The sequence below is a fragment of the Actinomadura rubteroloni genome, assembly GCF_002911665.1.
GTDB lineage: Bacteria > Actinomycetota > Actinomycetes > Streptosporangiales > Streptosporangiaceae > Spirillospora > Spirillospora rubteroloni.
Map to the genome: position 1 here is coordinate 527,355 of NZ_MTBP01000001.1, position 26,391 is coordinate 553,745.

Sequence of the window (26,391 nt, forward strand, 5' to 3'; positions counted from 1 at the left end):
TTCGCAGGGTTATCTACCCACGATCGAGGGCACGTGCGCCTTGACCCGGGACGGTGGCGTCGGCCACCGTGTCAGGAATCACTTGCTTGGTCGGACGGCCGTCCGGAGTCATCGGAGAACAGGCGATATGGTCGATCGAGTGAGCGCGAGAGACACCGACTGGGACGGCGTGCGCCTCCACGTCGTCACCGGCAAGGGCGGCACGGGCAAGACGACGGTCGCCGCCGCGCTGGCGCTGGCGCTGGCCGCCGGCGGCAAGAAGGTCCTCCTGGTCGAGGTCGAGGGACGCCAGGGCATCGCCCAGCTCTTCGACTGCCCGCCGCTCCCCTACGAGGAGCGCCGCGTCGCGTCCGGCCGGGACGGCGGGGACGTCCACGCGCTCGCCATCGACACCGAAGAGGCCCTCCTCGAATACCTGGAGATGTTCTACAGCCTCAAACGGGCCGGGAAGGCGATGACCCGGCTCGGCATCGTGGACTTCGTGACCACGATCGCGCCCGGCCTGCGGGACGTCATCCTCACCGGCAAGACCAGCGAGTCGGTCCGCCGCCGCGCCAAGAACGGCACGTTCCTGTACGACGCCGTCGTGATGGACGCGCCCCCGACCGGCCGCATCACGAAGTTCCTCAACGTCAACGACGAGGTGTCGGGGCTGGCGAAGGTCGGGCCGATCCGCAACCACGCCGACACCGTGATGAAGGTGGTGCGGAGCCCGGAGACGGCCGTCCACTTCGTCACGCTGCTGGAGGAGATGCCCGTCCAGGAGACCATGGACGGCATCGCCGAGCTGACCGCCGTCGGCCTGCCCGTCGGCGGCGTGTTCGTGAACATGGAGCACGCGCCGGTGCTGCCGCCGCAGGTCCGCGCGGACGCGGCCGCCGGCCGGCTGGACCTGGAGGACGTCGAGCGCGGGCTGAAGGCCGCCGGGATCGAGGACGACGCCGGGCGCGTCGCGGCCGTCCTCGCCGCCGAGGCCGCCGAGCACGCCCGCCGCACCGCGCTCCAGGCCCGCGAGAAGGAACGGCTGGAGACCGTCGACCGTCCGCGCTACACGCTGCCGCTGCTCGGCGACGGCATGGACCTCGCCGGGCTGCACGTGCTGGCGACCGCGCTGCGCGACCAGGGCGCGGCCTGACCGGAGGAGACACCCCCGTGACGACTCGGCCGCTCGACGTGGACGCGCTGCTGGACGATCCGCGCACCAAGATCATCGTGTGCTGCGGCTCCGGCGGCGTCGGCAAGACCACGACCGCCGCCGCGCTCGGCGTGCGCGCCGCCGAACGGGGCCGCGACGTCGTCGTGCTCACCGTCGACCCCGCGCGCCGCCTCGCCCAGTCGATGGGGCTGTCGGAGCTGGACAACAGCCCGCGCCGCATCGAGATCGAGGGCGACGGCGAGCTGCACGCGATGATGCTCGACATGAAGCGCACCTTCGACGAGATCGTCGAGGCGCACGCCGACCCCGACCGGGCCCGCCAGATCCTGGCCAACCCCTTCTACCAGTCGCTGTCGTCCAGCCTGTCGGGCACGCAGGAGTACATGGCGATGGAGAAGCTCGGGCAGCTCCACCGCTCCGGCGCCTGGGACCTCATCGTCGTGGACACGCCGCCGTCGCGGAACGCCCTGGACTTCCTCGACGCCCCCGAGCGCATGGGCCGCTTCCTGGACGGACGGTTCATGAAGATCCTCGCCGCGCCCGCCAAGACCGGCGGACGGTTCGGCGTGAAGGTCATCAGCGCCGGGTTCGGCATGTTCACCGGCGCGATCAACAAGGTGCTCGGCGTGCAGCTCCTGCGGGACGTCCAGACGTTCGTCGCCGCGTTCGACACGATGTTCGGCGGGTTCCGCGAGCGCGCGGAGAAGACGTTCCGGCTGCTCCAGACGCCGGGGACCGCGTTCCTGGTCGTCGCGGCGCCCGAGCCGGACGCGCTGCGCGAGGCGTCCTACTTCGTGGACCGGCTGGCACGGGAGCGGATGCCGCTGGCCGGGGTCGTGGTCAACCGCGTGCACGAGGCCGAGGACGTCCTGTCGGCCGCCCGCGCCCAGGCCGCCGCCGAGACGCTGGAGGACCGGGGCGAGCACGCGGTGACGGCGGCGCTGCTGCGGCTGCACACCGGGCGGATGCAGCTCGCGGCCCGGGAGGCGCGGCTGCGGGACGGGTTCGCGACGACGCATCCGGCCGTTCCGGTGACGGCGGTCGCGGCGCAGGCCGAGGACGTCCACGATCTGGCGGGATTGCGCCGGGTGGGCGCCGACTTGGCCGGGCCTTCGTCCGTCGCGTGACCGCGTGGCCATTTACCAATCAGTAACAACACATTTCACGCGATGTTCGTTTCGTTCCAACGGGATGATCTTGTGAATGGCCGGAGAAGCCGGTAACACGCCCGTTACGCGTCCGGGAACGGATTCGGCCGCGGCACCGTCGTCCGGGACGACGGCACCGCGGCCGTATCACCACTGCATCTGAAGACCGGCGGCCCCGCCGACCGGGCGCGCTGCCCGAGGACCGCCGTGACCGCCGCTAACTCGCGACCAGCTCCGCCTCCTCGGCGTCCACCGATCGTTCGTACTCCTCCTTGGCGGTCTCCAGCAGCTCGCGCCACGAACGCACATCCGGACGCCGCCGCAGCAGAGCTCGACGCTCACGCTCGGTCATCCCACCCCAGACACCGAATTCGATCCGGTTGTCGAGAGCGTCGGCGAGGCACTCCGTCCGTACGGGGCAACCGCGGCAGATGAGCTTGGCTCGGTTCTGCGCGGCGCCTTGCACGAACAGGGCGTCCGGGTCCGCGTTACGGCAGGCGGCGCGTGCGGTCCAATCCGTGATCCACATCTTGGCCCCACTCCCCTAGGGTCTCAGTCGATTTGCGCTCCCTGGCCGGACGGGCGCGGACGTCAGGCCGCCAAACGAAAGCCGTGGGGAAGAACTTACGGAAGCGGGGGGCGATTCAACAGTCCCCGATGGACCCATTCTCGATATAGCCCACCAGGGCCATACCGCCGGAACGGACTAGTCACCCGCCGCGGACAGGGCGCCCGGAGTCGCCCTTGACCCTCTACTGGAATGATCTTCAATAAAGGGCTTCGCAGGCCGAATCCCGTGCGCCCCCGCCGGGCCGCCCGGTATGCACCGGTCGTCCCGCGTACCCTAGGGTCCGTGAACGAGGCGAACCACGATCGGGCGAACCCCTTCTCCACGCTGTTCAGGCTGCTCGGCGCGGCGGTGGTCGCGGGCGTCCTGGTCGCGTTCGTCGCGCTGCCCGGCGTCGGCGGCGCGGGCCTCACCGCCCGCAACGCCGCCACCGACTTCCAGGGCATGGACAGCCGGCTGCGCTCCAAGCCGCCGTCGGAGAAGACCGTCGTGTACGACGCCGACGGCAAGCAGATCGCCACGTTCTTCGACCGCTACCGCGAGTCGGTCAAGCTCGCCAAGGTCGCGCCCATCATGCGGACGGCCATCGTCGACATCGAGGACTCGCGCTTCTACCAGCACGGCGCGCTCGACCTGAAGGGCACCATCCGCGCGCTCGCGTCCAACGTCGAGACCGAGCAGACGCAGGGCGGCTCCACCCTCACCCAGCAGTACGTGAAGAACATCCTGGTGGACGCCACCAAGACCAAGGAGGAGTACCAGGAGGTCACCGCGCCGACCGTCGGGCGCAAGATCCGCGAGCTGCGGTACGCGCTGGACCTCGAAGAGCACATGTCCAAGGACGAGATCCTTCAGGGCTACCTCAACATCGCGTACTTCGGGTCCGGGGCGTACGGCGTGCAGGCCGCGTCGAAGCGCTACTTCAGCAAGCCCGCGTCCAAGCTGAGCTTGGAACAGGCCGCGCTGCTCGCCGGCATCACGCAGAACCCCACCGCCTACGACCCGATCCTGCACCCGGCCGAGGCGCGCAAGCGGCGCGACATCGTCCTCTACCGGATGGCGCAGCTCGGGCACATCAGCCAGGAGCAGGCGCGGACGTCCGCCGCCAAGCCGATCGAGCTGAACCGCACCGACCCCGTCGGCGGGTGCGAGAGCAGCGATGTGCCGTACTTCTGCGAGTACGTGAAGTACGACATGCTCAACATCCTGTCGGGCGGTAAGTACTGGTCGATGACGTCGAAGCAGCAGCAGAGCGTCGTGAACAAACTGAACCGGGGCGGCTACCGCATCCGGACCACCCTCGACCCGAAGGCACAGAAGGCCGCCGACCAGGCACTGCGCAACACGGTGTCACCGACCAGCCAGAAGGTCGGCGCGGAGGCGATGGTCGAGCCGGGCACCGGGAAACTGCGCGCCATCGGCCTCAGCAAGCGCTTCGGCTCGGGCACCGGCCGGACGGCCATCAACCTCGCCGCCGACCGCCAGCATGGCGGCGGCGCGGGGATCTCGGCCGGATCGACCTTCAAGGTGTTCACACTGGCCGCCGCGCTGGACGAGGGCCTGCCCGTCACGACGTCCTTCTCATCCGGCAGTTCCACCACGGTCTCGGGCATGACCAACTGCAAGGGGGGCCCCACGCAGATCTGGAGCCCGAGCAACTCCGACCCCGCCGAAGCCGGGTCCTACAACCTCAAGACCGGCACGTGGCACTCGGTGAACACCTTCTACGCCCAGTTGGAGAAGAAGGTCGGGCTCTGCGACGCCGTCAAGATGGCCAAGCGGTTCGGGATGAAGAAGGCGACCGGTGAGCCGCTGGACGAGGTCCCGTCCCAGGTGCTCGGTACCAACGACATCGACATGGTGCACCTCGCCGCCGCCTACGCCGGTTTCGCCGCGCGCGGGAAGTACTGCACGCCGATCTCGGTCACGTCGGTCACCGACCTGAACGGCAAGAAGATCTCCGTGCCCGGCTCCAACTGCAGCCAGGTCATCGACGAGCCGCTGGCCGACGAGGTCAACTCGATCCTCCAGGGCGTCCTGACCCGGGGCACCGCGCGGGGACGGAGCATCGGCCGTCCCGCCGCCGGCAAGACCGGTACCTGTGAAGAGCACATGTGCGCCGTGTTCGCCGGATTCACCCCGAACCTCGCCGCCGCGACCGCGTACTGGGACCCGCGCGGCCCCAACCGCTACAAGGTCTACGGCGTCTTCGGCGCCGACCAGCCCGCCTCGATCTGGCAGCAGAGCATGGAGCGCGCCCTCTCCGGCCGCCCGGCCCTCGGCTTCTCCCGCCCGGTCGGCGACTTCGGCGACACCGCGACCGTCCCGGACGTCCGCGGCATGACCGTCGACGACGCCATCGCACGCCTCAAGGCGGAACAGTTCTCGGTGAGCGTCGCGTCCGGCGCCGTCGAATCCGATGAGGAGAAGGGCCGCGTCGCGTCCACCTCACCCGACGGCGGCACCGACGCCCCGATCGGCAGCTCGGTCATCATCTACGTGAGCAAGGGCAAGCCGGACAAGCCCGAGAACGGCGACAGCCCGCCGCCGTCCCCGAACCTCCCGCCCGACTTCCCACTCCCCGGCCGCGGCGGCCACTGACGCGCGGACGGCGGAAGGGCCGGACGTTGTCACCTGACCCGTAGGAATAGACGTACTTCGTGCAGTACGTGCTCCCTCAAGCAGGGCCGGTTTGCGTGTCGATATAGCGCCAGCATGCTCGGCAACAATGCCCATTGGTCAAGCTGGGCATCTTCGTCCACCGCGTGAGACTGTAGTTGGACGCCGCGCCGATGTTCGTGGAGTAGCCGCGCACATACTTCTCCGCGCGCGTGCACTCGCGTATGTAGACGCGCCGCCAGACGGCCCCGAAGCTGTCGACGCTGATGCACGCCCAGCCCGCATGGCAGGCGTGGTTGTAGCGGAACTGCGTCGTGATCGCGCCTGAGTCCTGGTCATAACGCGTCGCGGCCGCCTGCGTAGGAACTGCACCTGGTGGGCTGGGGCCCTTGCCGGTGCAGCCGCCCCGCGTGCACGTCGCCGCTGAGGCTGGGACTGTCAGCACATAGTCCCGGCCGCAGCCAGGACCGCCACCGCTGTGACCGACCTGATGAATTTCAGCAAAGAAAACTTCTCTACCCTGGCGGGTCGGCCGAGTGTTCTTCGAAAGAATACGGGGACCGTCCTGTACGCGCTGGCCATCTCCGATGCCATTACCCTGTTCGGATATACCGGTATCGGCGGGGTCGCAGGACGCATGTCCCGCGGCCCCGCTCCGGCGTACCGACTCGGGAGACGGCTGGTGCTACTGAGACTCTTCTATGCGTGCGTCGCACTGATCGTCGCGGCTGTCGCAATCCTGGTCGGTTTCATGGTCATGACCGCGAAGGAGCGCGACGCCGCGGCACGAGCCGAGTCACGGGAGTTCGCCGCCCAGTTCATCGACCGGCTCAGCACGGCGACCGAGCGAAAGATGCCTCCGGAAAGCGCACTGCGCGAGATCGCAGGCCGCGGCCCCGGGATCGACATCCGATGGTTTTCGCCCGGCACTTCGACGCTCTTCTTTCGCAGCATCTCGTCGCCCTACGTACGGCCGGCCTCGATGGGCGGATCCATGAACATGACGACGTGCTACCGCGTCGTCCTCGCAGTCGGCCGGCCAGCCGCCGCGAAGGAAGTGTCGTGCTACTGACCGGTCAGGCGGTGAGCTGGCGTTTCACCTCGGCGGCGACGCGTCCGCCTTCCGCGCGGCCGGCGACCTTCGGGTTGACGACCTTCATGACCTGGCCGATGCCGCGCGGGCCGGCGGCGCCCGTCTCGGCGATCGCGTCCGCGACGAGCGCGGTCAGTTCGGCGTCGGCGAGCTGCGCCGGGAGGTAGGCGTCCAGGACGCCGTTCTCGTCGCGCTCGGCCTGCGCCTGCTCGGCGCGCCCGGCGTCCGCGAACGCCGTCGCGGCCTCGCGGCGCTTCTTCGCCTCGCGCGCGAGCACCTTGACGACGTCGTCGTCGGACAGCTCGCGCGCCTTCTTCCCGGCGACCTCCTCGTTCTTCACCGCGGTCAGCGCCATGCGCAGCGTGCGGGTGCGCAGTTCGTCCCGGGCCTTCATCGCGGCGGACAGGTCGGTCTCCAGCCTCGCCTTCAGGTCGCTCATGGTCACATCATGCCCTTCCGGCGCGTCCCACTCATCACGATTACCGTCGGTCCCCCGCGTCTGGAACGATGGGACGATCGGGAAGGAGAACCGTGCGAAAGCTGTACGCCGTACCCCTGGGACTCGCCGCCGCCGGCGCCGCCACCTTCGGGTACGCCTCGGTCATCGAGCGCAACTGGTTCCGGCTGCGCCGGGTCGAGGTGCCGGTGCTGCCGCCCGGCCGTCCGGCGATCAAGGTGCTGCACCTCTCCGACGCGCACCTCACGCCCGGCCGGACGCGCCTGATCCACTGGGTGCGCTCCCTGGACGCCCTGGAACCCGACCTCGTCGTCAACACCGGCGACTCGCTCGCCCACCGCGACGCGATCGGCCCGTTCCTGGACGCCCTCGGCCCCCTCCTGGACCGTCCGGGCGTCTTCGTCTACGGCTCCAACGACCTGTACGCGCCGGTGTTCAAGAACCCGCTGCGCTACGTGTGGCGGACGAGCCGGTCCGACTACGCCAAGCGCTCGCGCGAACCGTCGCTGCCCTACCGCGAACTGGGCTCGTCCCTGCAGGCCGCGGGCTGGCTGGACCTGAACAACCGGATCGGTCGCCTGAAGGTCGGCGGCCTGGACGTCGAGTTCGGCGGCGTGGACGACACCCACATCGGCCGGGGCCGCTACGACCGCATCGCCGGCCCGGTGGACCCGCAGGCGGACGTCCACTTCGGCGTGATGCACTCGCCCGAACCGTCCGTCATGGACCGTTTCGTCGCCGACGGCTACGACCTGCTCCTCGCGGGCCACACCCACGGCGGCCAGGTCTGCGTGCCCTTCTACGGCGCGCTGGCGACGAACTGCGGCCTGGACCGTCCGCGCGTGAAGGGCCTGCACAAACACCGCGGCGCCTGGCTCCACGTCTCCGCAGGCCTCGGCACGTCCCCCAAGGCCCCCATGCGCTTCTGCTGCCCACCCGAGGCGACCCTCCTGACCCTCGTCCCGCGCTGACGGAAGAATCAGGGACGCATCACCCCCACGGATCCGCTAGAGTAGGCGAGGCGCTGGGAGAACGTACGACTCCCAGGCAGCCACCAACCGGGGTGTAGCGCAGCTTGGCAGCGCGCTTCGTTCGGGACGAAGAGGCCGTGGGTTCAAATCCCGCCACCCCGACCCAGAAGAGCTTTGAGGCCGGTTCCCCCTGCGGAGACCGGCCTCAGGTCTTTTACCCCCCGTCGATCCTGGAACTGAACGTCAGCTCGGCACCGACTCTGGCTCCCGCGACACAGTCGGCTTCCTTCACCGAAGACCTGCGGAGCGACCGCGTTCAGATCCGGTACCTGTCGATCACGCCGCAGCAGCCGCGTCCAAGCGGGCGACCATCGGCCCTGACCGGGCCGACTCACTCAGACGTGCGGTCCTTTGGATACAGCGGGTCCAAGCGATCAGCGTGGACGGTGTAGATGAACGGGCCAGGCAGGCCAGCAGCCTGGAGGATCGCCTCCTGATTGCTGATGAGACGGGCGGCATACTCCGTCGACTTCAGATCGGCTCGCGTGATCACGAAGCAGCGGGCCTCGTGCTGGGCGACCGCCTCGATCTCCACCCGGCGGTAGCGGATCTTCTTGTCCTTCATCAGCACGGGCCAACCCTGCCGCGCCGCTTCCTCGATCCACTCGACATCCGCGACGTGCTCGTCCTCGGGGATGCCGTAGTGCTCGGCCAGCGTGATGAGCTCCCAACCGGCGTCACGGAGCAGCTTCGGGACGAGGATGCGCCCCAAACTCCGATCGACGAAAAACCTAGGCTGCTGCTCTTGTTGCGGCACGCAGGGCGTCCTCGACTTCTTCCTGTGCCAGTCCGAACTCCAAGGCGACCGTCTGGAGCGGCTCCCCTGCCTGGAAGAGGTCGATGACGTCCTCGAGCTTGGCACCACCGCGCGCGAACCTCGGCCGGCCGAACGAGTGATCGGCATCAATGCGGACGTCGGCCACGCGGTACTGAGGCAACCGGATCATCCGCGCGTAACCGTCGTCGGCGAACTCGACCCTCCTCAGATAGTCTTCAACCACCTCCGCGAACACCACCTGCTTGTTCCGCATGACCACGAGCTCCCTGGCCGACGAGCCCTCGGGTGTGTCGGCTTCCTGCTCCGCGTAGTCATAGAGGACCTCTGCCCCGTCGGTGAACAGCCTGCTACTGGCCAGGGCATGTTCCAGGCCGAGCTCCCGTTTGATCACCTCTACCGCGGGTCTGATCCGCTGCATGGGTACGCCGGCATGACGGAAGGCCGCCAAGGCGTACGCCTCGGCCAGCCCCACGAACGGGACCGCCGGTTCGTTGCGCTTTCCGGGACGGACGGCCGTGATCACAGGCTCACCGTGCACACGGGCGCCACCTGGACGGTGCCGCTCATACCCGTACGCCCAAGTGGCGAGGGTCGACGCAGGCACGGCAAGGTAGTCGGCCGCCTCCGCAATGCCGTAGAGAGGAGTGGAGAATCGATCCACTGCCATACCTGGCCACCTCCGATCTCGACTGCCCAGGATGGAGCATCCAAGCAGACGAGGAAAGCCGTTCGCCGGATCTGGCCCATCCAGCCCACGGTCAGGTACGAAGGTTCATACCCTGCTCAGTCTTCGTTCCCGCCGTATTGCACCGGGGCCATCCTCGATTTTTGGACCATCTTGCCGATCACCTCGCGGCACGCGAGAGGCGGGGTCCGGTTGCCCCGCGTGACCGGCGCAGCCCAAGCCCGTGTCCGACGCTCGTCGTTACGTTGTGCGTTCACCGATCGGTGGGCAGGAAGCGGCTTGGTCTGCCGTGCCAGGTGATCAGCAGTGTGTCGCGGGCCCGGGTGGCGGCCACGAACAGCAGGGAGCGCGCCTGCTGGAGTTCGCGGCGGTGGCGTACTGGGTCGGCGTTCTCGTACTGCTGGATGAAGGCGCGCGGGACCGTGCCTTCGCTGATTCCGGCGATGACCATGTGCTGGTACTCAAGGCCCTTGAAGCGGTGCATGGTCCCGACGTGCACGGCGTCGTCGAGCTTGGGGCCGTCCGGGCCGATGGACGCGGCGCGGATCCCGGCCTTGCCGAGCCGGGATTCGACATCGGCGACCATGCTCCGCTCAGGGACGCAGACGGCGATCGATGGGGCCGTGGTGCCGGCCCACTCGGCGACCTGCTCGGCGATGAGTTCGAGTTCGTCCGGCCAGGTGCTCGCCGCCCGGAAGACCGGTCGGGGTCCGCGGAGGACGGATCGGTAGCCGTTCAGGTCGTCCTTGCCGTCGTCCAGGTCATCCCATGACTCGTCGCCGAGCAGGCCCAAGGCGGAGCCGAGGATCTCGTGGGTGGTGCGGTAGCTGAGAGTCAGCCGGGAGGACCGTCCACGGATGTTGATGCCCAAGCTGCCGAGCGTCACGTAATTGCCGTAGATCCGTTGGTGGGTGTCGCCCGCAATGAACATGTCGTTGTCGCCCTCGGGCACCATGGCCCGCAGCATTCTCCAGTGCGCGACGTTGAGGTCCTGAGCTTCGTCGACCACGACGTGCCCGTACCGGTAGTTCTCTCGGGCGATCGACCTGTCGGCGAGGTGAATGTTGAGGGGGCTCTCCGCGTGTGCCTTGATTTTGGACGCGCGTTCCAGTTCGAGCCGGGCGGCCTCCCAGGCGACCTGCCGGTAGGTCCATAGGTTCTTCTCGTCCAGCCGCATCGTGAACTTTTCCACGAGCTGCCAGATCTGGCTGCGCTGCGCGCGGCCGATGTTGCGTCCGCGGCCCGCTCGCCGTGCGCGGAAGTAGGCGGTCCGGGACCTCTCCCCGAGGCCGAGGATCACCTGGCTCCATTCGTCGTGCAGGAATTGCGGGTCCCACTGGTCCTCATCGAGCTCCAGCAAAAGCTCGCGCCATTCTCGGACGGCCCGTTCGTCGTCGATCCAGCGTCGTCTGCCCCCCGCCTGGGTGTCGCTGACGATGCCGGTCGCGAGTTTGTCGATGTTGACGATGTCGACGCGCTTGAGGATTTCCGGCCCGCCCAGCTCCAGGAGGCGATCGCGCAGGTCGGCGGCGAGGTTCTTGTTGAACGTCGTCAGCAACACCGGCCGGTCCTCGCCGGGAGGGAGCCGGTCGACCAAGTGCTTGACCCGGTGCAGGGCGACGATCGTCTTGCCAGTACCCGGCCCGCCGCTCACCCGTGCCGGTCCCCGGTAGTCCCGCTCGACGATCTTCCGCTGGGTGGGGTGGAGGAACACCTTCCAGCGCCCGAAGTCGCCGTCGAGTACCGACTGCAGGTCTGTGTCCTCGGTCGTGACCTTGGTCGCGGGACGGGCGAGCGCGGTGGCGTAGTCCGCCGGGTCGATCTCGTCGTCGGTCCTCACCGGACGGGTGACCTGTTCGAGGACCTCGTCGTACGTCTTGCCGTCATGCAGGGCGAGCAGGACCTCTTCGGTGAGTGCGGGTGCGAACTCGACAAGGGCGAGCAGGTCCTCCTCGGTGGTGATTTTCAGCGCGAGCTTGATCAGGGGCCCGGCGACACCGAGTTCGCGCAACTGCTCCTCGGCGAACCCGGCCAGGAGGGGCGCGGGCCGGGCGGACTCCGGAGCGGGTGCGGAAGGCTTCGGGACGTCCGGGGAGACCGGAGTGCTCGCCACAATGCTCAGGTCGACGAACTCGATTCCGCCTGTGACCTGGTTGATCTGGTAGCGGTACCGGTCGAGGTTGTCGTAGACGTCCTTCCGGTCCTTGACGGCCACCAGGATGTAGTCGCGGTTCCCGGCGTGCAGCAGCAGCGCCCGGTAGCTGTCGGTGACGCGCGCCGAGTAGAGCTGCGAGTCGCCCCTGAGCTGCTTCAGCCGCAGGCCCGGCGCGTCCGGGTTCTTGCGGAACTTGTGCTGGAATTCGTAGATGGCGCCCTTGATCGTGCGGGGGAGCTTCTGGATTTCCTTGTCGGCCTTGTCGAGCAGTCGCAGCGTCGCGCCGTCCTGAACGCTCATGCTCCCTCATTCGAGATCTTGGCGGCCAGTTCGTCGGCCGTCCACGCCTGTGCCGGACGCACTTCCCAGCCCGCCGCCGAGTAGGCACGGTCCCGGTCGGCCGCTTCCTGGTCGTCGCCGTGGAGGACCACGCCGACCTTGGTCTCTGGCCAGGCGAGCTCCGCCTGCCAAGCGTGTTCTCCCAATTCGTAGCCCACCTCGGGGGCGATGGCACCGGTCACGGACAGTGCCCGCGCCAACTCGGCCAATCCCGTCTCCTCCGGGTCGAGCATGTCGAACACCTCCGCCCAGGCCCGATCCGGAGCGGACGCGGGCGGCTTCGGAACGGGCGTCGGCGTGGGGCGCGGCCGGGTGGGCTCCGGGTAGGGACGGGTGGTGTCGAGCTTCGCTGCACCACCCTCGTCCTCGTCATCGAGAGGAAGCAGGCTCAGCGTCCGATTGAGGCCGATTCCGCCGGCCAGCGCGAGCGCGGACGGGTCGAAGCCGTCCAGAGCGGTGAACGCGAGCTGCCCGCCGTCACCGCCGCCATAGGCGAGGAACTGCACCAGGTTGCCCCAGTAGAGCCAGGCCAGCCAGCGACGCTCGTGGCCGTCGACGTCGGCCTCGATCGTCTCGGTGCGGTCGTCCACGAGGGTGAACGCCGACCAGACGCGGGTGCGCCTATCGACGATGGTGACGACCTGACAGCCCGAGTCGTCCCTTGCCCGTACAAGGACGAGATCTCCCGACATCGCGGCCGGTAGAGGTTCGGAGCGGAGGGCGGCGTTCAGCGCGCGTCCGATCGCCCCAGGCGCGGCCTGCGTCTTCTCCGCGCCGCTCTGGGCGACCATGCCGGAGAGTCCTGCGGTGGCCCGGCGCTGCCAGCGTTCAAGATCGGGTTCGGTGAGGAATGCCATGAGGGTCTGAACGGGGCTGGTCCAGATCAGCTCGGCGAGCTCGGCGGGGTCGCCGCCGAGCTGGAGGTAGATCTGCCGTGCGGCCTGTTGGGCGTTGCCCTGGTAGGGCTGCCAGACCGGCGACTCCGGTGCGCCACCGTGCGCCCAGTCGTTGACGTCGTCCCAGGCCAGCTGGAAGACGATGCGGCCGTCCGCGCGCAGGCGGGCTCGCTTGGCCGAGTCTCCGGCCAGCCGGTTGTTGTCCGGTGCCGCGTGCCAGGTGTAGCCGTCGAGGTAGACGTCGACCTGGAGCGGCGCGGCGTCCAGACGGCGGAAGGTCACGTCGGGACGGGTGCCCTTGATGGTGTTCTGGAGGATTACCTGCCAATGCACGACCGAACCGTCAGGGGCGGTGATGCGGAGGTCGGCGGTCCGCCGATCGTTGACGCGCCCGCCCAGGCCGAGGGAGCGTCCCGCGCCGGGTTTGGCCGCCCAGCTCTTCAGACCGGTGAGGAAGCGGGCTTCGAGCTCGCTTTCCACCTGGTCCCAAAGGGAAATGTCGTCGGTATTGGCGACAGAGTCGGTCTCCCAGTCCTGCAGCAGGTCCTGGAGCATCTCGACCGCGAGTGCCCGATCGGCCTTGTCGAACTCCGGCCCTGGGACGTGGGAGAGAAGGCAGCGGTGGCATGCCGCTTTGCCCCCCTCTTCGGCGCAGGAACAGGTCTGGACGATGTCGAGCGCTCTTTCCAGTACTTCTTTGAATCCCTCTTCCGAGGACATGCGGTGCAGGTATCCGGTGCCGCCGGGCAGCGTGTCGTGCAGCACGAGGAAGCGCCGCTGGTACCCGGTCTGTTGGTCGGGCATCGTGGCGGTCACGATGTCGAGGTGGGCGGGGTCGCCGCCGTATTTGGCGGCCACCCCCGCCATCAGCGCCGCCCGGAACGTCACCGTCCGTTCGGCGATCATCGTGGTGGCGACCGGGACGAGGATGCGCAGTGCCTCGGTACGCAGCTCATGCGCCAGCACCAGCTTCAGGTGCTCGACGTCCGAGCCGCGGCGTTGTGGGCACCACCCGCGGTGATGACCGGGGGAGTTGTCGTAACCGGTGCCGGTTCCGGCGAACCGGCCCGCCGCCTCCGGCGGGCCGTCGGCGGTCGCACCACCGCACGTGGTGCAGACGAAGAAGGGATTGATGCGCCGCAGGTCCCCGGCGAACGCATCAGTCGGCGGCCTGTCCATCCGCGCGGCACCGAGATTGAAGTCGCGGATCATCGCGTGCCGGGTGAAATCCACTCCGAACGTCTGCTTGGTGCGCCGCCAGGAGCCCGCCGCGATCTGGTCCCGGGGGATGTCGACGGCGACCGCGGTCTCGTAATAGCGGCGCTGCCGGTCATCGTGGTCGTCGCGGATCCGTGCGTCATCACGCCGGTCTTCGGCGGTCACACGGGTGGGCACCAGGACGTTGTGCAGCGCGCTGCTGTCGCCGATCTGGGTGTTGCGGCAGCGAGGGCAGGGAGCGGTGTGCTCGGCGGCAGCGGTGGTCCTCACGTAACCGCAGTCCTGGCAGACCCGCCATTGGCGCCAGGCGGGCCGCTGCGCCGAACCGATGTCCAGTCCCGACACGGTGTGGCGGTAGCCGCGGATATAGAAGCTGTTACCGGGCGCGAGTTCGGTCAGAGCGATCGACGCCTCGCGCGTGTACTCGCGCAGTTCACTGTGGAAGCGACGGTCACCCCGCTCGTCGCTTCCAGCGGCGTCGGAGCGCTCCTCCCACTTGAGGGTGGCCTCAAGCGCGGTGCGGCTATCGAGAAGGGAGTAGTTGGGCAGCAACCCCAGATCCACCAGTGTCTGATGCGCGTTGCCGCGTCCGATCTCCCCGATGCGTCTCTGCACCGCCCTGCGTTCCGCCTGAAGTTCCCGCTTGCGGGCGAGCTGCTCGGCATCGGATTCGGCCATGGCGGCGATTGCGCTGTCGATGACCTCCAGCCGGGCGCGCAGGTCCGCGAGCCGGTCGTTCCAGACTCGCACCACCTGCTCGACGGTCTCTCTCAGCCCGGAGCTGGCGAAGGCGCGCAGTTCGTCCGCCGCCTCATCGGAGACTCGGCCGTCGAAGAGCGCGAGGAACTCTTCCACCAGTGTCCGGCCCTGTGCGAGAGCGGACTCCTGAAAGGACGCCAGCCAACCCGAATCGCCGAACAGCGCCGATGCCAGGTTCGGTAGCGGCAGCACACCGGGAAGCCGGTCGCGCGCCGCCAGGTCCACGAGGTGTGCCGCGTACTGCCGCCGCAGGATCTCCACCGCGGAGAGATAACTGCCGGGCGGGACGATCTCTCCGGCGATCATCTGACGCGGATCGGCCAGAAAGTATTGGTCGCGCGGATTACGGCCGACCATCGTCAGCACGAACGCGTTGCCCGACTTTCGGCCGGCGCGTCCGGATCGCTGCACATAGTTGGCGGGGCCGTGGGGCAGGGAACCGAGGATGACGGCGGACAGGTCACCGATGTCGATACCCAGCTCAAGGGTGGGTGTGCAAGAAAGCACGTTCGGATCGTTGTAACGCTTGCCCTCACGGAACGCCTGTTCGACCTGCTCACGTTGCGGCCGGGTGAGAGCGCCGGTGTGCTCGGCGGTGGTGACGCGGAACGGCTGAGTGTTGAGATACAGACGGCGGTAGTAGTCGTCCTTGTGCCGCTCGTTCCGGGCGTCCTCCGGGCGGCCGAGCACTCCAGGGCAGCGGTAGCGGGGGCAGGGGAAGCCCAACCACTGGTTCGCGTGCGCGGGGTGAACGGTCTGCTCCCAGCGGCACACCGGGCAGATGACTCCGGCGTCCACCACCTGGTCGTTCGCCAGCTTCCACACCTGGATGTGTCCGGGCAGCAGCCCATAGATCTTCGTGCTGCCGTCCCCGGCGGTACGACGCGCGATGACGTCCTCATCGACGAGGACGTCCAGCAGGCGGGCCAGGTACGGGGTGGCGTCCTCGGGTTTCAGACCGAGACAGCGCGAAGTCCAGTCGGGGTACCAGCCCTGGCGGTTCGTGATGCCGTCGAACTCGGTCCGGTCCTTGCGACCGCCGAGGACGAAACGCGGAGCGGACAGACCGCGCGGGAACGCGGGCATGCCGTCGGGACGCTGACCCCAGATCGTCCCGAAACGCTTGGCGCCGGCCTGCTCGATCCACCGATCGAGCCAGTGGTGCTTGACTCCGCCGCGCATCCGCATGCGTTCCAGCAGGCCGCGGATGTAGGCGACGTAGATTTCTCGCGAGGGGAGGCCGGTCAACGCGGCGGGACCGCGCAGTTGCAGGTCGCGGGCCAGGTCGGCGATGCGTCCGGGGTCGTCGAGGAGGACCTCGGCGGCGGCAGTGCGGGTGAGCTCCAGCGTGCGGCCCTGCCGAGAGCGCAGTCCGAACTCCATGACGGTCTGGAACGCCAGCCGTTCGCCGATCAGGTCCCAGGTCCGGGCCGACCCTTCGCTCTCACCCGCGAGGAGTTCGTCCACGTCGTCGCGGTCGTGCAGGTCGGGCGGAACGACCGAGGGCAGGTAGGACGGGTCGCTGGCCTCCTTGATGACGTTGGAGATCAGCGTGTTGAGCGGGGTCGCCGTCACGGAGTCGAGCTCGTACGCCAGCAGCGCACGCAGCGAGAAACTGTAGGACCGGTTGGAGACGAACCCGGCCCGATGCGCGGCGTCCTGCACCGAGTCGTTGAACAGCAGCGTCTTGCGCTGAGCGCCGTGGAGCTGGCCGCCGGTGAACAGCTCGGTGACGGCGACCGAGGCGAGCGCCGCCAGACCGGAACCCAGGAAGCGCGTGCCCTGATCCATGTTGCAGGCGGGGCAACGATCGTTCTCGGCGTTCTTGTTGGCCTCCCTGGAGTGGGTCAGGTTGGCCAGGACGAAGACGTCCGGCTGCTCGCCCGTCCGCACGGCTTGCAGATCTCGCGCGGGGTCGAGCGGACGCACGTGCCGGCCGTCGGCTTCGAGGACGAGGACGTCCGGGCCGGGCCGGCCGGCCGCCCGCGCCTCGACCTCGTCGTTCGTCGCGGTGATGAGGGCGCGCAGAAGCCGCTTGTCCTGGATGCCCGCCCGGTAGATCTTCTCCGGATCGTTGATCAGGTCGTGCGGGTCGCGTTCGGGGGAGATGGCGGCCCACCCGGACCGGCCGCAATGCCGGCAGTAGACGGCGGGAAGCAGCTCACGGCCGCCGCCGGTCAGCGTCGTGTCGACGTCGATGGGCGGCGCGGCCTCCCCGTGCCAGGCGAAACCGGGCTTGGGAGCGACCGCGCGCAGCAGGCGGCTCACCGACCGGACCCACAGGTGCGTCTCGATATGGAGGAACGGGCGGGCGGGGTCGTCCGGATTGCGCGCCGTGGACAGAAGCGCGATGAACCGACTCAGCGCAGTGATCGCCTGGGTCTTCCGTTGCCGGAAGGCCGCGCCCCAGCTGTAGGCGTTGTGCTGGGGCAGGAACTCCAGGATGCGCTCCGGGAGTTCGGGATTGCCGTCCAGGTCCTCGAACATCGCCGCCAGCACCGCCCGGGTGAGGACGTGCTGCTTGAGCACTCCACCGAGCTCGGCCTCGGACAGGCCGGTGCGCCCGGTGACGGCCTCCGCGATGCGATCCATGGCGGACGGGTCTTCGTGCGGTTCGGGGAAGGCCGCCAGTTCCTGCGGGTCGGGCAGCGGCAGGCCGTAGTCGATCGCACTGCGCGCGATGAACTCGTCGACCGTGCGCCGGTTCTCCCCGACGATCGAGTCCGCGTCGAACTCCGTCCCGAAGACGGTGGACGCGACTTCCCGGATCTTCTCGCCGTCGCCGCCCTCGCCGAGCGTGGCGCTCGTGGCCACCGGGCAGATCCGGCCGAGCGGCCTGCCGGGCTCGCTGTGGCCGGTCGCGGCTGCGAGCCGGCGGAGCAGCATCGCGACGTCGGTGCCCTGGGCGCCGTCGTAGGTGTGGAACTCGTCCACGACGATGTAGGCGAGGTCCGCGTCCTCCCACAGCGGCAGGTCGTCGGCTCGCTGAAGGAGCAGGTCGAGCATCTTGTAGTTGGTGATCAGGATGTCCGGCCGGGACCGGCGGATCTCCGATCGCCGCGTGAGAACCCGCGCGTACCCGGTCTCCGGGGTGTCGCCGATGTAAAGACCGGCGGTCACGTCCGCGAGGCCCGGCTGCCGCAGGTAGTTATTGAGCCGGTCGGCCTGGTCGGTGGCGAGCGCGTTCATGGGGTACAGCAGGACGGCCTTGACCCCGGCCTTCCCCAGCTTCCGCTGCCGCTGGCAGTGATCGAGGACGGGGATGAGGAAGGACTCGGTCTTACCCGAACCGGTCCCGGTCGTGATCAGCGTCGGCCGGGCGTCCTGGTTGAAGGTGCTGAGCCGCTCGAACGCCTTGGCCTGATGCGCATAGGGCGAGAACCCGGCCGGAGCCCACTCCAGCCGACTGCGCCAACCGTCGTCCGCCGGCAGGAACGGCGTCCGAATCCGCAGATAGGGACCGCGGAAGATCCCCTGTTCAGGGTGGTTGAGGAACCGCTCAAGCCCGTCACGAACCTGCTCGTCCGCGAGGGCGAACGTCGTGGTGAGGTACTGCGTGATGTTCCGCCGCACCTCATCGGCAGCCAGCGTCGGCCTCACCTGACGCTCCTTCCTTCAGCGGACGAACTCACGCTCTACTTCCCTCGTCAGGCGTCCAGCCCTCAGCCTTGGCCCGCTCAAGCCGCTCCGAGAAGACAGCATGCGCCTGTCGATACTCAGCCTCCCGGTCGGCCTTGTAGAACGGCCCTGTGTATCCCTGGGGGGGCGGCATTCTCCCCGGGTCGGTCAGATGTTCCATCAAGCAACTAAAAGTTTCCTTTTGCTGCTTACTCCCCCGGGCATTGAAATTCTCTGATATCCGCCTTCCGCGCGAATCGAACCACATTTCACTCTCATAAACATACATCTGTGGGTAGCGTGCACGATAGAGAGCGGTAAGGGCATCGTTGTCAATTTCAAGCATGATGGAAACTAGGCAATCTAGTTCCACCATAGCCATACGGCGCGCCGCTTCGGTCCGGAGGGGAGTGGAAGGTGACCACGTCTCGCCGGCGAGCTGGAGTGGCGGCAGATCCATGGAATTCATCGCCCAGCAATCGGCCCTCCATTGGTCTGAGTAGACCTGTGACCAAAGTGTCGAATAGGCGTAGGTCAGGCAATTAAGGCGCAGTGTTCTTAGCAGTAGTTCCTCGATCAGCGGATGCTGCATGTCTGGGGCAGGTATTACACGCGCATCCGCCACATCAAGGTGCCCTCTTCCGGTAACTCGGAGCATGTAGTCGATCGGAAGGGATGTCCAGAATCCAGCCACGGCGGCGGTTGCTCGATCCTGAATCATGGCCATGGAGCGCACCCCATGGATATGGGAAGGCCCGGGGGGAATTAGCGCCGCGTAGATGCTTCGCTCAGTGTTATTGGGGATCATTTCCCGCCAGGCGAGGCGATAGAAGTCCGTATAAGGCCTAAGGATTGTGTCCTCGCCCCGGCCCTCGCTGGTTCGTCCCAAAGGTGCGGATGCGATCCCGCCCTCAGTGACTGCCTGTCGATGATCTTCCCATTGATCTTGGGCTTGCCTGAACCGGGCGAGGTCGGTCGCGCGTTGATAGTCCGTTGACGGTATTGCGTTTGGGCTGAGCTCTTCGAGGTCTACTTGTTTGTCATTTCTTCCCGTAAAAGGCGGCTGCTTGGCGAAAGCAGTTGCAGCGCCGAACTGCGGGCCACGCATGATGACATCATGCCAATCGACTGGAAATCCGGTCTTCCACTCGATGAGACCCCTCTTTTTGGCGCCTGTTTCGTCGAAACCCGAACTAATCCTTGGATTCATATCTCCAAGTCGGCGCTTAGTGCGGGAAAGAGCGGCTATGGCCACATTTTCGGCGACCGTTACTGGATAGAGTAGCTTGGTTTCCTCGGTAGGTGCGGCTACTTCGCCAGCCAGCCTTCTCCACTCTTCCAGAGTCTGTTTATCGACCCACGTAATTCTATCGCGGTGCGGGCGAAGGTCCCAGTAGCCGTTGTGTTTGATCCCTGGGCGCTCCCCTGATCCGTCGTGATCGAATGATTCCACCAAAGGTGCCGTGTCGTAAAGCCAGCTGATGTGCGTGAACCCAACAGGGCGAGCCGTGCCATAGATCTGGATAGCGTATTCAATGTTCCAGTCGATCTCTGCGAACAAGAGTCGACGGTTCTGAAAGTGCGCATGCAGGCGCAGGTGGCGGTATGCGGCTGCACGCAATTTTCCCTCGCGCGCACCGCTAAAATGCGAGTCGGGATGTATTAGCCCAGAAATTCCACAGGGATGAAGATTGAGCCAGGTTCGAACCATAAACGCCCGGTACAGGTTAGGTCCGGAGCCGGTGAGGACTTCGTAGGTCGCTAGATTGCCGAGAAATCTCGAAACGCCTACAATGTTTGCAAATTCATGAAGAAAGAAAAGGCGATTGTCGCTGTCGTTGAGGATTGTCCTTTTTCTGGCCTCCCATTCGCTCACCGGCGGTTTTGAAGAAAGTTCAAACCATGGTTCGATCTCCGCCATCGCGGATGCTTCGGACCAATATGGGCGAACCCATGGCGGGTTGCCCATTTGTAGGTCAAAGCCGCCGCGCCGGAATATTTGGGCAAGCTGGAGTTCCCAGTGGAAGAAGCCCTGTTCCGTGGCGATGTCCTGGGCGGTGTCGAGCCAGGGGAAACGCTCCGACAGGCGGTCGGCGGAGTCCATGCCGGTCCACTTGGGAAGTTCGTCCTCGTAGTCCGAGAGTTCCCCCAGGCTGTCGACGTCGGAGGGGATCGAACCCGGCGGGACGTCCGCGCGGCCGAGAGCGGCTTCGGCGAAGTCGAGCCAGTCGTCCAGGTCGGCGAGCGCGATGATGCTGAGGACCGGGTCGAGAGGCCGTGACCGGTTCTTGCCGGGACGGTGGGTCGCCAGCGAACCCGTCAACGGAAGTTGCTTGGTCTCGCCGCCGAACAGCGAGTCCTGTTCCACGACGGCCGGTAGTCCGACGTCCATTGACTCGGGTGCTTCGGGTTCGGTGACTTCGATGATGGATGACTCCGGTTCACCGAAGCGGCTGTAGGCAGCGGCGGTACCGTCCAGCAGTTCCGCCTTGTCGACGGGCCAGAACCACAGTGAGCACCAGACGTCCATGACGGTCTTGAGACGCCAGTAGGGGGTGCCGGGAGCGGTCAGGTCGGCGAGAACGGCGTCACGACTGATCGCCTCCTGCGGCTGGGGCAGGTCGTCCGCTCCCCAGACCGTGATGGGACGGCTGATCTCGCGTTCGGAGATCTGCAAGCGTTTGACGACCAGGTCCCACAGGAACTCGGCGCGTCGGGCGATCGCCTGTAGGCGCTGGACCTGGGTGAGCTTCTGGCCCTGCTTCTTCTTGGGCGATGGATCCTTCAGAAGCCGCTTGCGCCAATCGGCGAGCCGCTTGGCCTCGTCCGGAGCCAACGCCTTGGCTTCCTTCTCGCCGGCCACGGCGCCCCAGCCTGATGCGGGAAGCAGGAAGTGATGGATGCGCCCGTCAGGGACCGCGCCATCGCGGAACGGGACGTCCTTGGGCGCGGTCGAGAGCCATGCCTTCTTCTTCAGCTGCTCCGGCTCGTACACGCGACGCCCGGCGCCGATCAGTGAGTTGCCCCGGCGCAGGTGCAGGCCGAACCAGGGGGCTTGCAAGCCGGGATGCATGACGTTCAGCCACAGCGAGACCTCCGCCAACTCGACGGCGGTTTCGTTCAGGTCCACGCCGTAGGAGTTGTGCAGGGCGATGTACGCCTTGACCTTCTGCAGCTCCTCTAGGTAGCGCTCGGGCTCCAATTCTTCGTCGAGCTCGTTCTGGCGGCGCTTCAGGTACTCGGCGGCGACCTGGTCGATCGCCTCGTTGAGGAACGCGCCCGAGCCGAGCGCCGGCTCGCAGATGGTCCAGCCGAGGATCTCGCGAGCTGATGTGGTGGTGCCGTCCTGGTCGAGCCGTTCCTTCAGCGCCAGCTCGACGGTGACTTTCGTCAGCGAAGGCGGCGTGTAGTACGAGGCGCTGGTCTGCCGGTCGCGTCCCGCGAGGCGGTAGACGAACGCGCCCGCCCGGTAGCGGACGCGCTCGTTCGTCCGGACGCCGTTCTCGTCCACCTGCATCACGAAGACGTCCTCGGCGTACGCTCCGGACTCCATCTGCGAGCGCGTGATCATCCAGGAGCCGTCCTTCGGGTCGCCGTTCTTGGCGACCTCGTACAGCTCCTCCTTGGCAATGAACCCGGTGTAGGACATCAGCCCCTCGTACACCGCGCCCAGCTGGTTGATCCCGAGCTGCGCGTACGAGATGAACCCGCCGCGTTCCTTGCGCTTCCCCCTGGTCAGCATGAGCAACCGCAGCACCTTGTGCAGCGCGCTGTTCCGCAGTCGCGTGTCGATGCGCGGCGAGTCCGGATCGTCGTCGTCCAGAACGATGGCGTCCTTGCCGATGAGCTTGGTGCGCCGGTGCTCGAACAGGTCCGCCTTCAGCGGCTCGAAGCGCAGGCCCTCGCCATCGGACGAACCCCGGGGCCGAGCCACCCGCTGCGATGGATGATCGCCGTTCACCAACTGGAACAGCAGATCCAGCGACTCGTACAGGTGGACGCTCCGCCGCGGCTGCTCCCCCACCAGATCACGGACGACGAGGTCACCCAGTCGAGCCAGGCTGTATCCACGGACGTACGCCTCATCGTCGGTGGGCAGAATCCCGAGTTCCGGCCGTGCCTCCGCATACAGCAGGAACAGAATCCGATACAGGTATCGCAGGGCCTCGCGGCTGAGCTCCTTGCCCAGTTCGTTCGGCTCCATGATGTCCTCGGGGCGGAACCCCTGCTCACGGATCCGGTCCAGCACCTCGTTGGCGATGATCTCAACCGATTTGCGCAGGCCCTCGCGCAACTCCTTGGACACGCCGACGGCGTGCTGCCGGGAGCTGTCCAGCAGTTCTGAAAGCGGCTCTGCGCCGCCTTCTTCCGGAGGCAGCAGCGAATCGGCGCCGAACAGTGCGCCGATCGTCTCCAGTTCCTTGTTGTCTCCACGTCCTAGCGCGACGTCCAGACTGACGGCGAGATACCGTCCCTCGCCCCACGTCAGCCGGTCGGCCAGGATGACCACGCCGCCGGCCAGGATCAGCACGAACCGCACCTGCTCGTCCGCGCCGAACAGCCATGTCGCGAGCTTGTCACCGAGGACGATCCGCTCCCGGCCGTCCAGCTCGACCGGGGACAGGAGCAGCCCGGCTTGGTCGGGGTCGAACGCGGCGTCCACATCCGGGGCCCAACCGCACTCCACGGCGATCAGGGTCGGCTCCGCGTGCGCGACCTGAACCGCGTGCTGCTTCTCTCCCCGGACGATCGTCAGCTCACGCGGCACCGGAGAGAACCCCAGCGCGCGCAGCACATCTCCGTGCAGCTCGTTCAGCGCCTTGCGCCAGCCGTCCGGGTCCTTCGGCACGACACCTTCGCGGATGTCGTCCAGCGTGTCCGAGAAGGACAACCGGTCCTTGGTGTAAGAGCTCTTCAACGCCCGCAGCCCTGCGGCCGGGGTCGGCCTGCCCGACTCCTCCCGTGCGGCCCACCGCGCCCGGATGCCGTCCTTCTTCTTCAGCTCGTTCGGCAGCACCTCGGCGAGGTAGTGCGCGGAGAAGTACTCACCCCGGTTGACCAGCGAGTCGTACGTCACTTGTCCCCCTCAAGGACGGCAAGGATACGCAGCAGCGGCTCGCCCGTGGTCCGCATCGACTCGACCAGGCGGCGCTGCTCCTCAGCGGTGGTCCGGACGGAATCGCGCTTCTGCGCGGCCCGCCAGTCCTCCGGGATCCCTTCCAGACTTGCCTGCTCCCACTCGACGACGCGTGACTCATACGGTTCCAGCTGCCGATCGACCTCGGCTTCGTGATCCGTGCGGCATTCGTCCAGGTACTTCCGTGCGGCGTCCACCGCAGGCCGGACGAGCGTGCCGAGGCGCTCCAAGTCCGGGTTGCGCGAAGTGTTGATCATGTGCGGACCGACTCCGGCCTCGGCCAGCACCTCGGTCATGTTGCAGATCACCGGTGCGTCCGGCAGTCCGCTGACGGCCATCCATTCCACGACGGTCGGCTGCCCGAGAGCGTTCGAGTAGATGCCTTGCACCAGGAACGTCGGCGCGGCGACGTCCGCGGTGAGCACCGGCGCCTGTTGCCGGACCAACTGCACCTGGACCTTGTCGACCACCCATTCCACCAGCGGATGCAGGTCCGACAGGTAGGCGATGTCCGGCCAGAACGTCTTGCTCTTGCGTGCCTCGTCCAGCTTGCGCTGTGCCAGGTCGCGGTCGAAGGTGACCTTCATCCGCTCCTTGATCTTGTGTGTGCGCAGGTACGAGGCGGGGAGGGCGGACAGTCGATGTACGAGGTCGGCGGGCGGCTCGAACGCCAGCAACGCCCCGTCATCGTCGATCTTCAGTTCGGGAGCGACCGTGTCCAGTGCCTCGCGCACGAATTCTTCGGTCGACGCGAACAGCCGCGGGACGCTCGCGCGAGGCGGCTCGGCCTGCCCGCGTTGCTCCCCGACCGCGCCCAGGAGGTCGGCGAGGGCGTCGGTGCCCTCCGCCTGCTCCAGCGCCTGCTCGACGGTCTTGCCGTCGAACAGGTCCTTGATCAGGCGGTCCTCTTCCTTCTTGGCGGAGAACTCGCCGGTGACGGCCTCCGCGGTGCCGAGACTGTTGTGCGCCTGCTCCTCGCGACGCAGCAGCTTCTCGGAGACGGTCGTGTCGTCCAGGGCGCCCTCAAGGGACGACTTGAGGATGAGCGCGCTGAACCGGGGCTGGTGCGTCTGCCCATACCGGTCGATGCGGCCATTGCGCTGCTCGATCCGGATCAGGCTCCACGGCAGGTCGTAGTGGATCAGGTGGTGGCACTGCCGGTGCAGGTTGACGCCCTCGGAGGCGACGTCGCCCGTGAACAGGACCCGCACCTTGCTGTCGGCGAGCGAGAAGTTCTCGACGATGCCCTGTTGCTGCTGGTCGGACAGGCCGCCGTGCATGATCTCGACCTGGTCGTCCTTGAGACCGACCTCGCCTGGAACAACCTCCTGGAGCCACTGCAGGGTCGGAACGCTCTCGGAGAAGACCACAGCGCGTATGTCGCCCTTGTCGACGCCGATCTCCTTGAGCTTGGTGACGAGCGCCTTCAGCTTGGACGTCTCGTCGGCCCTGACCTCGGCGGTGAGCCGCGCCAGCCGTCCCAGCGCCTCGATCTCGCGCGGCTCCGTCGCGTTCTCGATCCGCTTCCCGACGGTCACGGACAGGGCTTTGGGCGATGACAGGAACGCCTTGGCCAGCGTGTACGGGAACAGTCGTCGGTCGCGTCCGATGACCGGAGCGGCCTGGGCGGGCCCTGGCAGCCAGGTCTCCTTCAACTCGCGGAAGACGGCTTCTTCCGCCTTGGACGCCGTGCAGTGGATCGCCTCGGACGGACCGCGCGCCGGCCACTTGCCGCCGATCTGGTCCCGCACCTCCGAGCTCACCTTCGTGCGGCGGATATAGAGATGCTCGATGTCCTTGGCGGAGTACTTCTTCTTGTCGACGATCGCAGCTGGATCGAGCAGGCTGATCAGTTCGGCGAACGACTCGGCGACGCCGTTGTGCGGTGTCGCGCTGGCCAGCAGCAGCGCATCGGTGTGCATGGCCAGCAGTGCGGCAAGGTCGTTCCGCAGGTTTCCCTTGTTGATCACGTTGTGGGACTCGTCGATGACGACGGCGTCCCAGTGCATGCTCCGCAGGTGCTGGCCGTACTTCCCCTGGTTCTTCAGGGTGTCGACGGAGATGATGACCCGCTTGTAGTAGAGGAACGGGTTCCGCCCCGCCGGAATGTCCCGCTGGATGCGCTCCAACCCCACCGAGTCGAGCCGGACGAGCGGGATCGCGAACCGCGTCCACAACTCGTGCTGGAACTGCTCCAGCACCTGCTGCGGAGTGACCACCAGAATGCGCTCACCCCGGCCACGCCGGATCAGCTCGGCGAGGGTCAGGCCGATCTCCAGCGTCTTGCCGAGCCCGACCACGTCCGCGATCAGGACGCGCGGACGCAGCCCCTTCAAGGCCAGTTCGGCGGGTCGCTGCTGGTAGGCGTGCGGGTTCAGCAGAAACCGGTCCGGCAAAGCCAGGCCGCGTTCCGACTGGGGGAGCGGCGTCCTGCGGAGCACCGACTCCAGGTACAGGCGGCTCTTGGCGAAGCGGGGAGTGTCGTCGGCGACGAGCTCGGTGTCCTCCGGCCGCAGCGGATTGACGTCGTCGAGGCCGGTGAAGAAGACGCCGTCCTCGTCGCGGACCAGCTCCGACACCCCGATGGCTCTGATCATGTAACCGTCGTGCTCGGTCGGTGTGCAGGTCCGGACCATCCATTCGGTGTCGCGGACCTCGATGCGCGCACCCGGCGCGTACGGCGTCGCCTCGCTGACGGTCACTCCAAGGGCTCCTTCTCGTCCAGTCACTCAGG

Annotated in this window: 13 protein-coding genes and 1 tRNA gene; 6 read left to right on the forward strand and 8 right to left on the reverse strand. The window is 67.3% G+C overall.

All coding sequences use genetic code 11. From position 1 onward, the window contains the following. Positions 1-139 precede the first annotated feature (139 nt). Together BTM25_RS02365 and BTM25_RS02370 are read left to right on the forward strand one after the other, a co-directional pair. A complete protein-coding gene (locus BTM25_RS02365; protein ID WP_103561106.1) occupies positions 140-1,135 on the forward strand; it encodes an ArsA-related P-loop ATPase in 996 nt (331 codons plus the stop codon). A gap of 17 nt (positions 1,136-1,152) precedes the next feature. Then, positions 1,153-2,283: an ArsA family ATPase gene (locus BTM25_RS02370; RefSeq protein ID WP_103561107.1), complete on the forward strand. Its 1,131-nt coding sequence runs from the start codon at positions 1,153-1,155 to the stop codon at positions 2,281-2,283. A gap of 238 nt (positions 2,284-2,521) precedes the next feature. Here the strand turns inward: BTM25_RS02370 and BTM25_RS02375 are convergent, their stop codons facing one another. Continuing rightward, complete coding sequence (locus BTM25_RS02375) at positions 2,522-2,833, reverse strand: WhiB family transcriptional regulator (protein WP_103561108.1); 312 nt, start codon at positions 2,831-2,833, stop codon at positions 2,522-2,524. A gap of 324 nt (positions 2,834-3,157) precedes the next feature. On the opposite strand from BTM25_RS02375, the gene BTM25_RS02380 reads away from it, so the two are divergent. Then, positions 3,158-5,473 (forward strand): penicillin-binding protein, encoded by a 2,316-nt coding sequence (locus BTM25_RS02380; protein WP_168211977.1) that lies wholly within the window; start codon positions 3,158-3,160, stop codon positions 5,471-5,473. A gap of 496 nt (positions 5,474-5,969) precedes the next feature. After that, positions 5,970-6,563, forward strand: coding sequence for a hypothetical protein (locus BTM25_RS02385; protein ID WP_103561110.1), 594 nt, complete (start codon positions 5,970-5,972; stop codon positions 6,561-6,563). A 4-nt stretch (positions 6,564-6,567) separates the two neighbouring features. Here the strand turns inward: BTM25_RS02385 and BTM25_RS02390 are convergent, their stop codons facing one another. Beyond that, positions 6,568-7,023: a GatB/YqeY domain-containing protein gene (locus tag BTM25_RS02390; RefSeq protein WP_103561111.1), complete on the reverse strand. Its 456-nt coding sequence runs from the start codon at positions 7,021-7,023 to the stop codon at positions 6,568-6,570. Between the two features lie 68 nt (positions 7,024-7,091). On the opposite strand from BTM25_RS02390, the gene BTM25_RS02395 reads away from it, so the two are divergent. Both BTM25_RS02395 and BTM25_RS02400 read left to right on the forward strand, forming a co-directional pair. Then, positions 7,092-8,012 (forward strand): metallophosphoesterase, encoded by a 921-nt coding sequence (locus BTM25_RS02395; protein WP_103561112.1) that lies wholly within the window; start codon positions 7,092-7,094, stop codon positions 8,010-8,012. Between the two features lie 88 nt (positions 8,013-8,100). After that, positions 8,101-8,174 (forward strand) — tRNA-Pro (locus BTM25_RS02400). A gap of 229 nt (positions 8,175-8,403) precedes the next feature. Here the strand turns inward: BTM25_RS02400 and BTM25_RS02405 are convergent. The 6 genes from BTM25_RS02405 to BTM25_RS02430 form a co-directional block, all read right to left on the reverse strand. Further along, on the reverse strand, positions 8,404-8,829 hold the full coding sequence (locus BTM25_RS02405; RefSeq protein WP_103561113.1) for a PIN-like domain-containing protein: 426 nt from the start codon (positions 8,827-8,829) through the stop codon (positions 8,404-8,406). Next, positions 8,804-9,517: a DUF433 domain-containing protein gene (locus BTM25_RS02410; RefSeq protein WP_146058930.1), complete on the reverse strand. Its 714-nt coding sequence runs from the start codon at positions 9,515-9,517 to the stop codon at positions 8,804-8,806. Before BTM25_RS02410 ends, BTM25_RS02405 begins: the two co-directional genes overlap by 26 nt. Before the next feature lie 271 nt (positions 9,518-9,788). Beyond that, complete coding sequence (locus BTM25_RS02415) at positions 9,789-11,990, reverse strand: UvrD-helicase domain-containing protein (RefSeq protein WP_103561115.1); 2,202 nt, start codon at positions 11,988-11,990, stop codon at positions 9,789-9,791. Beyond that, on the reverse strand, positions 11,987-18,502 hold the full coding sequence (locus BTM25_RS02420; protein WP_103561116.1) for a DEAD/DEAH box helicase: 6,516 nt from the start codon (positions 18,500-18,502) through the stop codon (positions 11,987-11,989). The genes BTM25_RS02415 and BTM25_RS02420 overlap by 4 nt, the downstream gene beginning before the upstream one ends. A gap of 28 nt (positions 18,503-18,530) precedes the next feature. Then, on the reverse strand, positions 18,531-23,597 hold the full coding sequence (locus tag BTM25_RS02425) for a restriction endonuclease (RefSeq protein WP_103561117.1): 5,067 nt from the start codon (positions 23,595-23,597) through the stop codon (positions 18,531-18,533). Further along, the gene (locus BTM25_RS02430; RefSeq protein WP_235828081.1) at positions 23,594-26,359 is read right to left on the reverse strand and encodes a DEAD/DEAH box helicase; all 2,766 of its coding nucleotides are present in this window, start codon (positions 26,357-26,359) and stop codon (positions 23,594-23,596) included. Before BTM25_RS02430 ends, BTM25_RS02425 begins: the two co-directional genes overlap by 4 nt. Positions 26,360-26,391 lie beyond the last annotated feature (32 nt).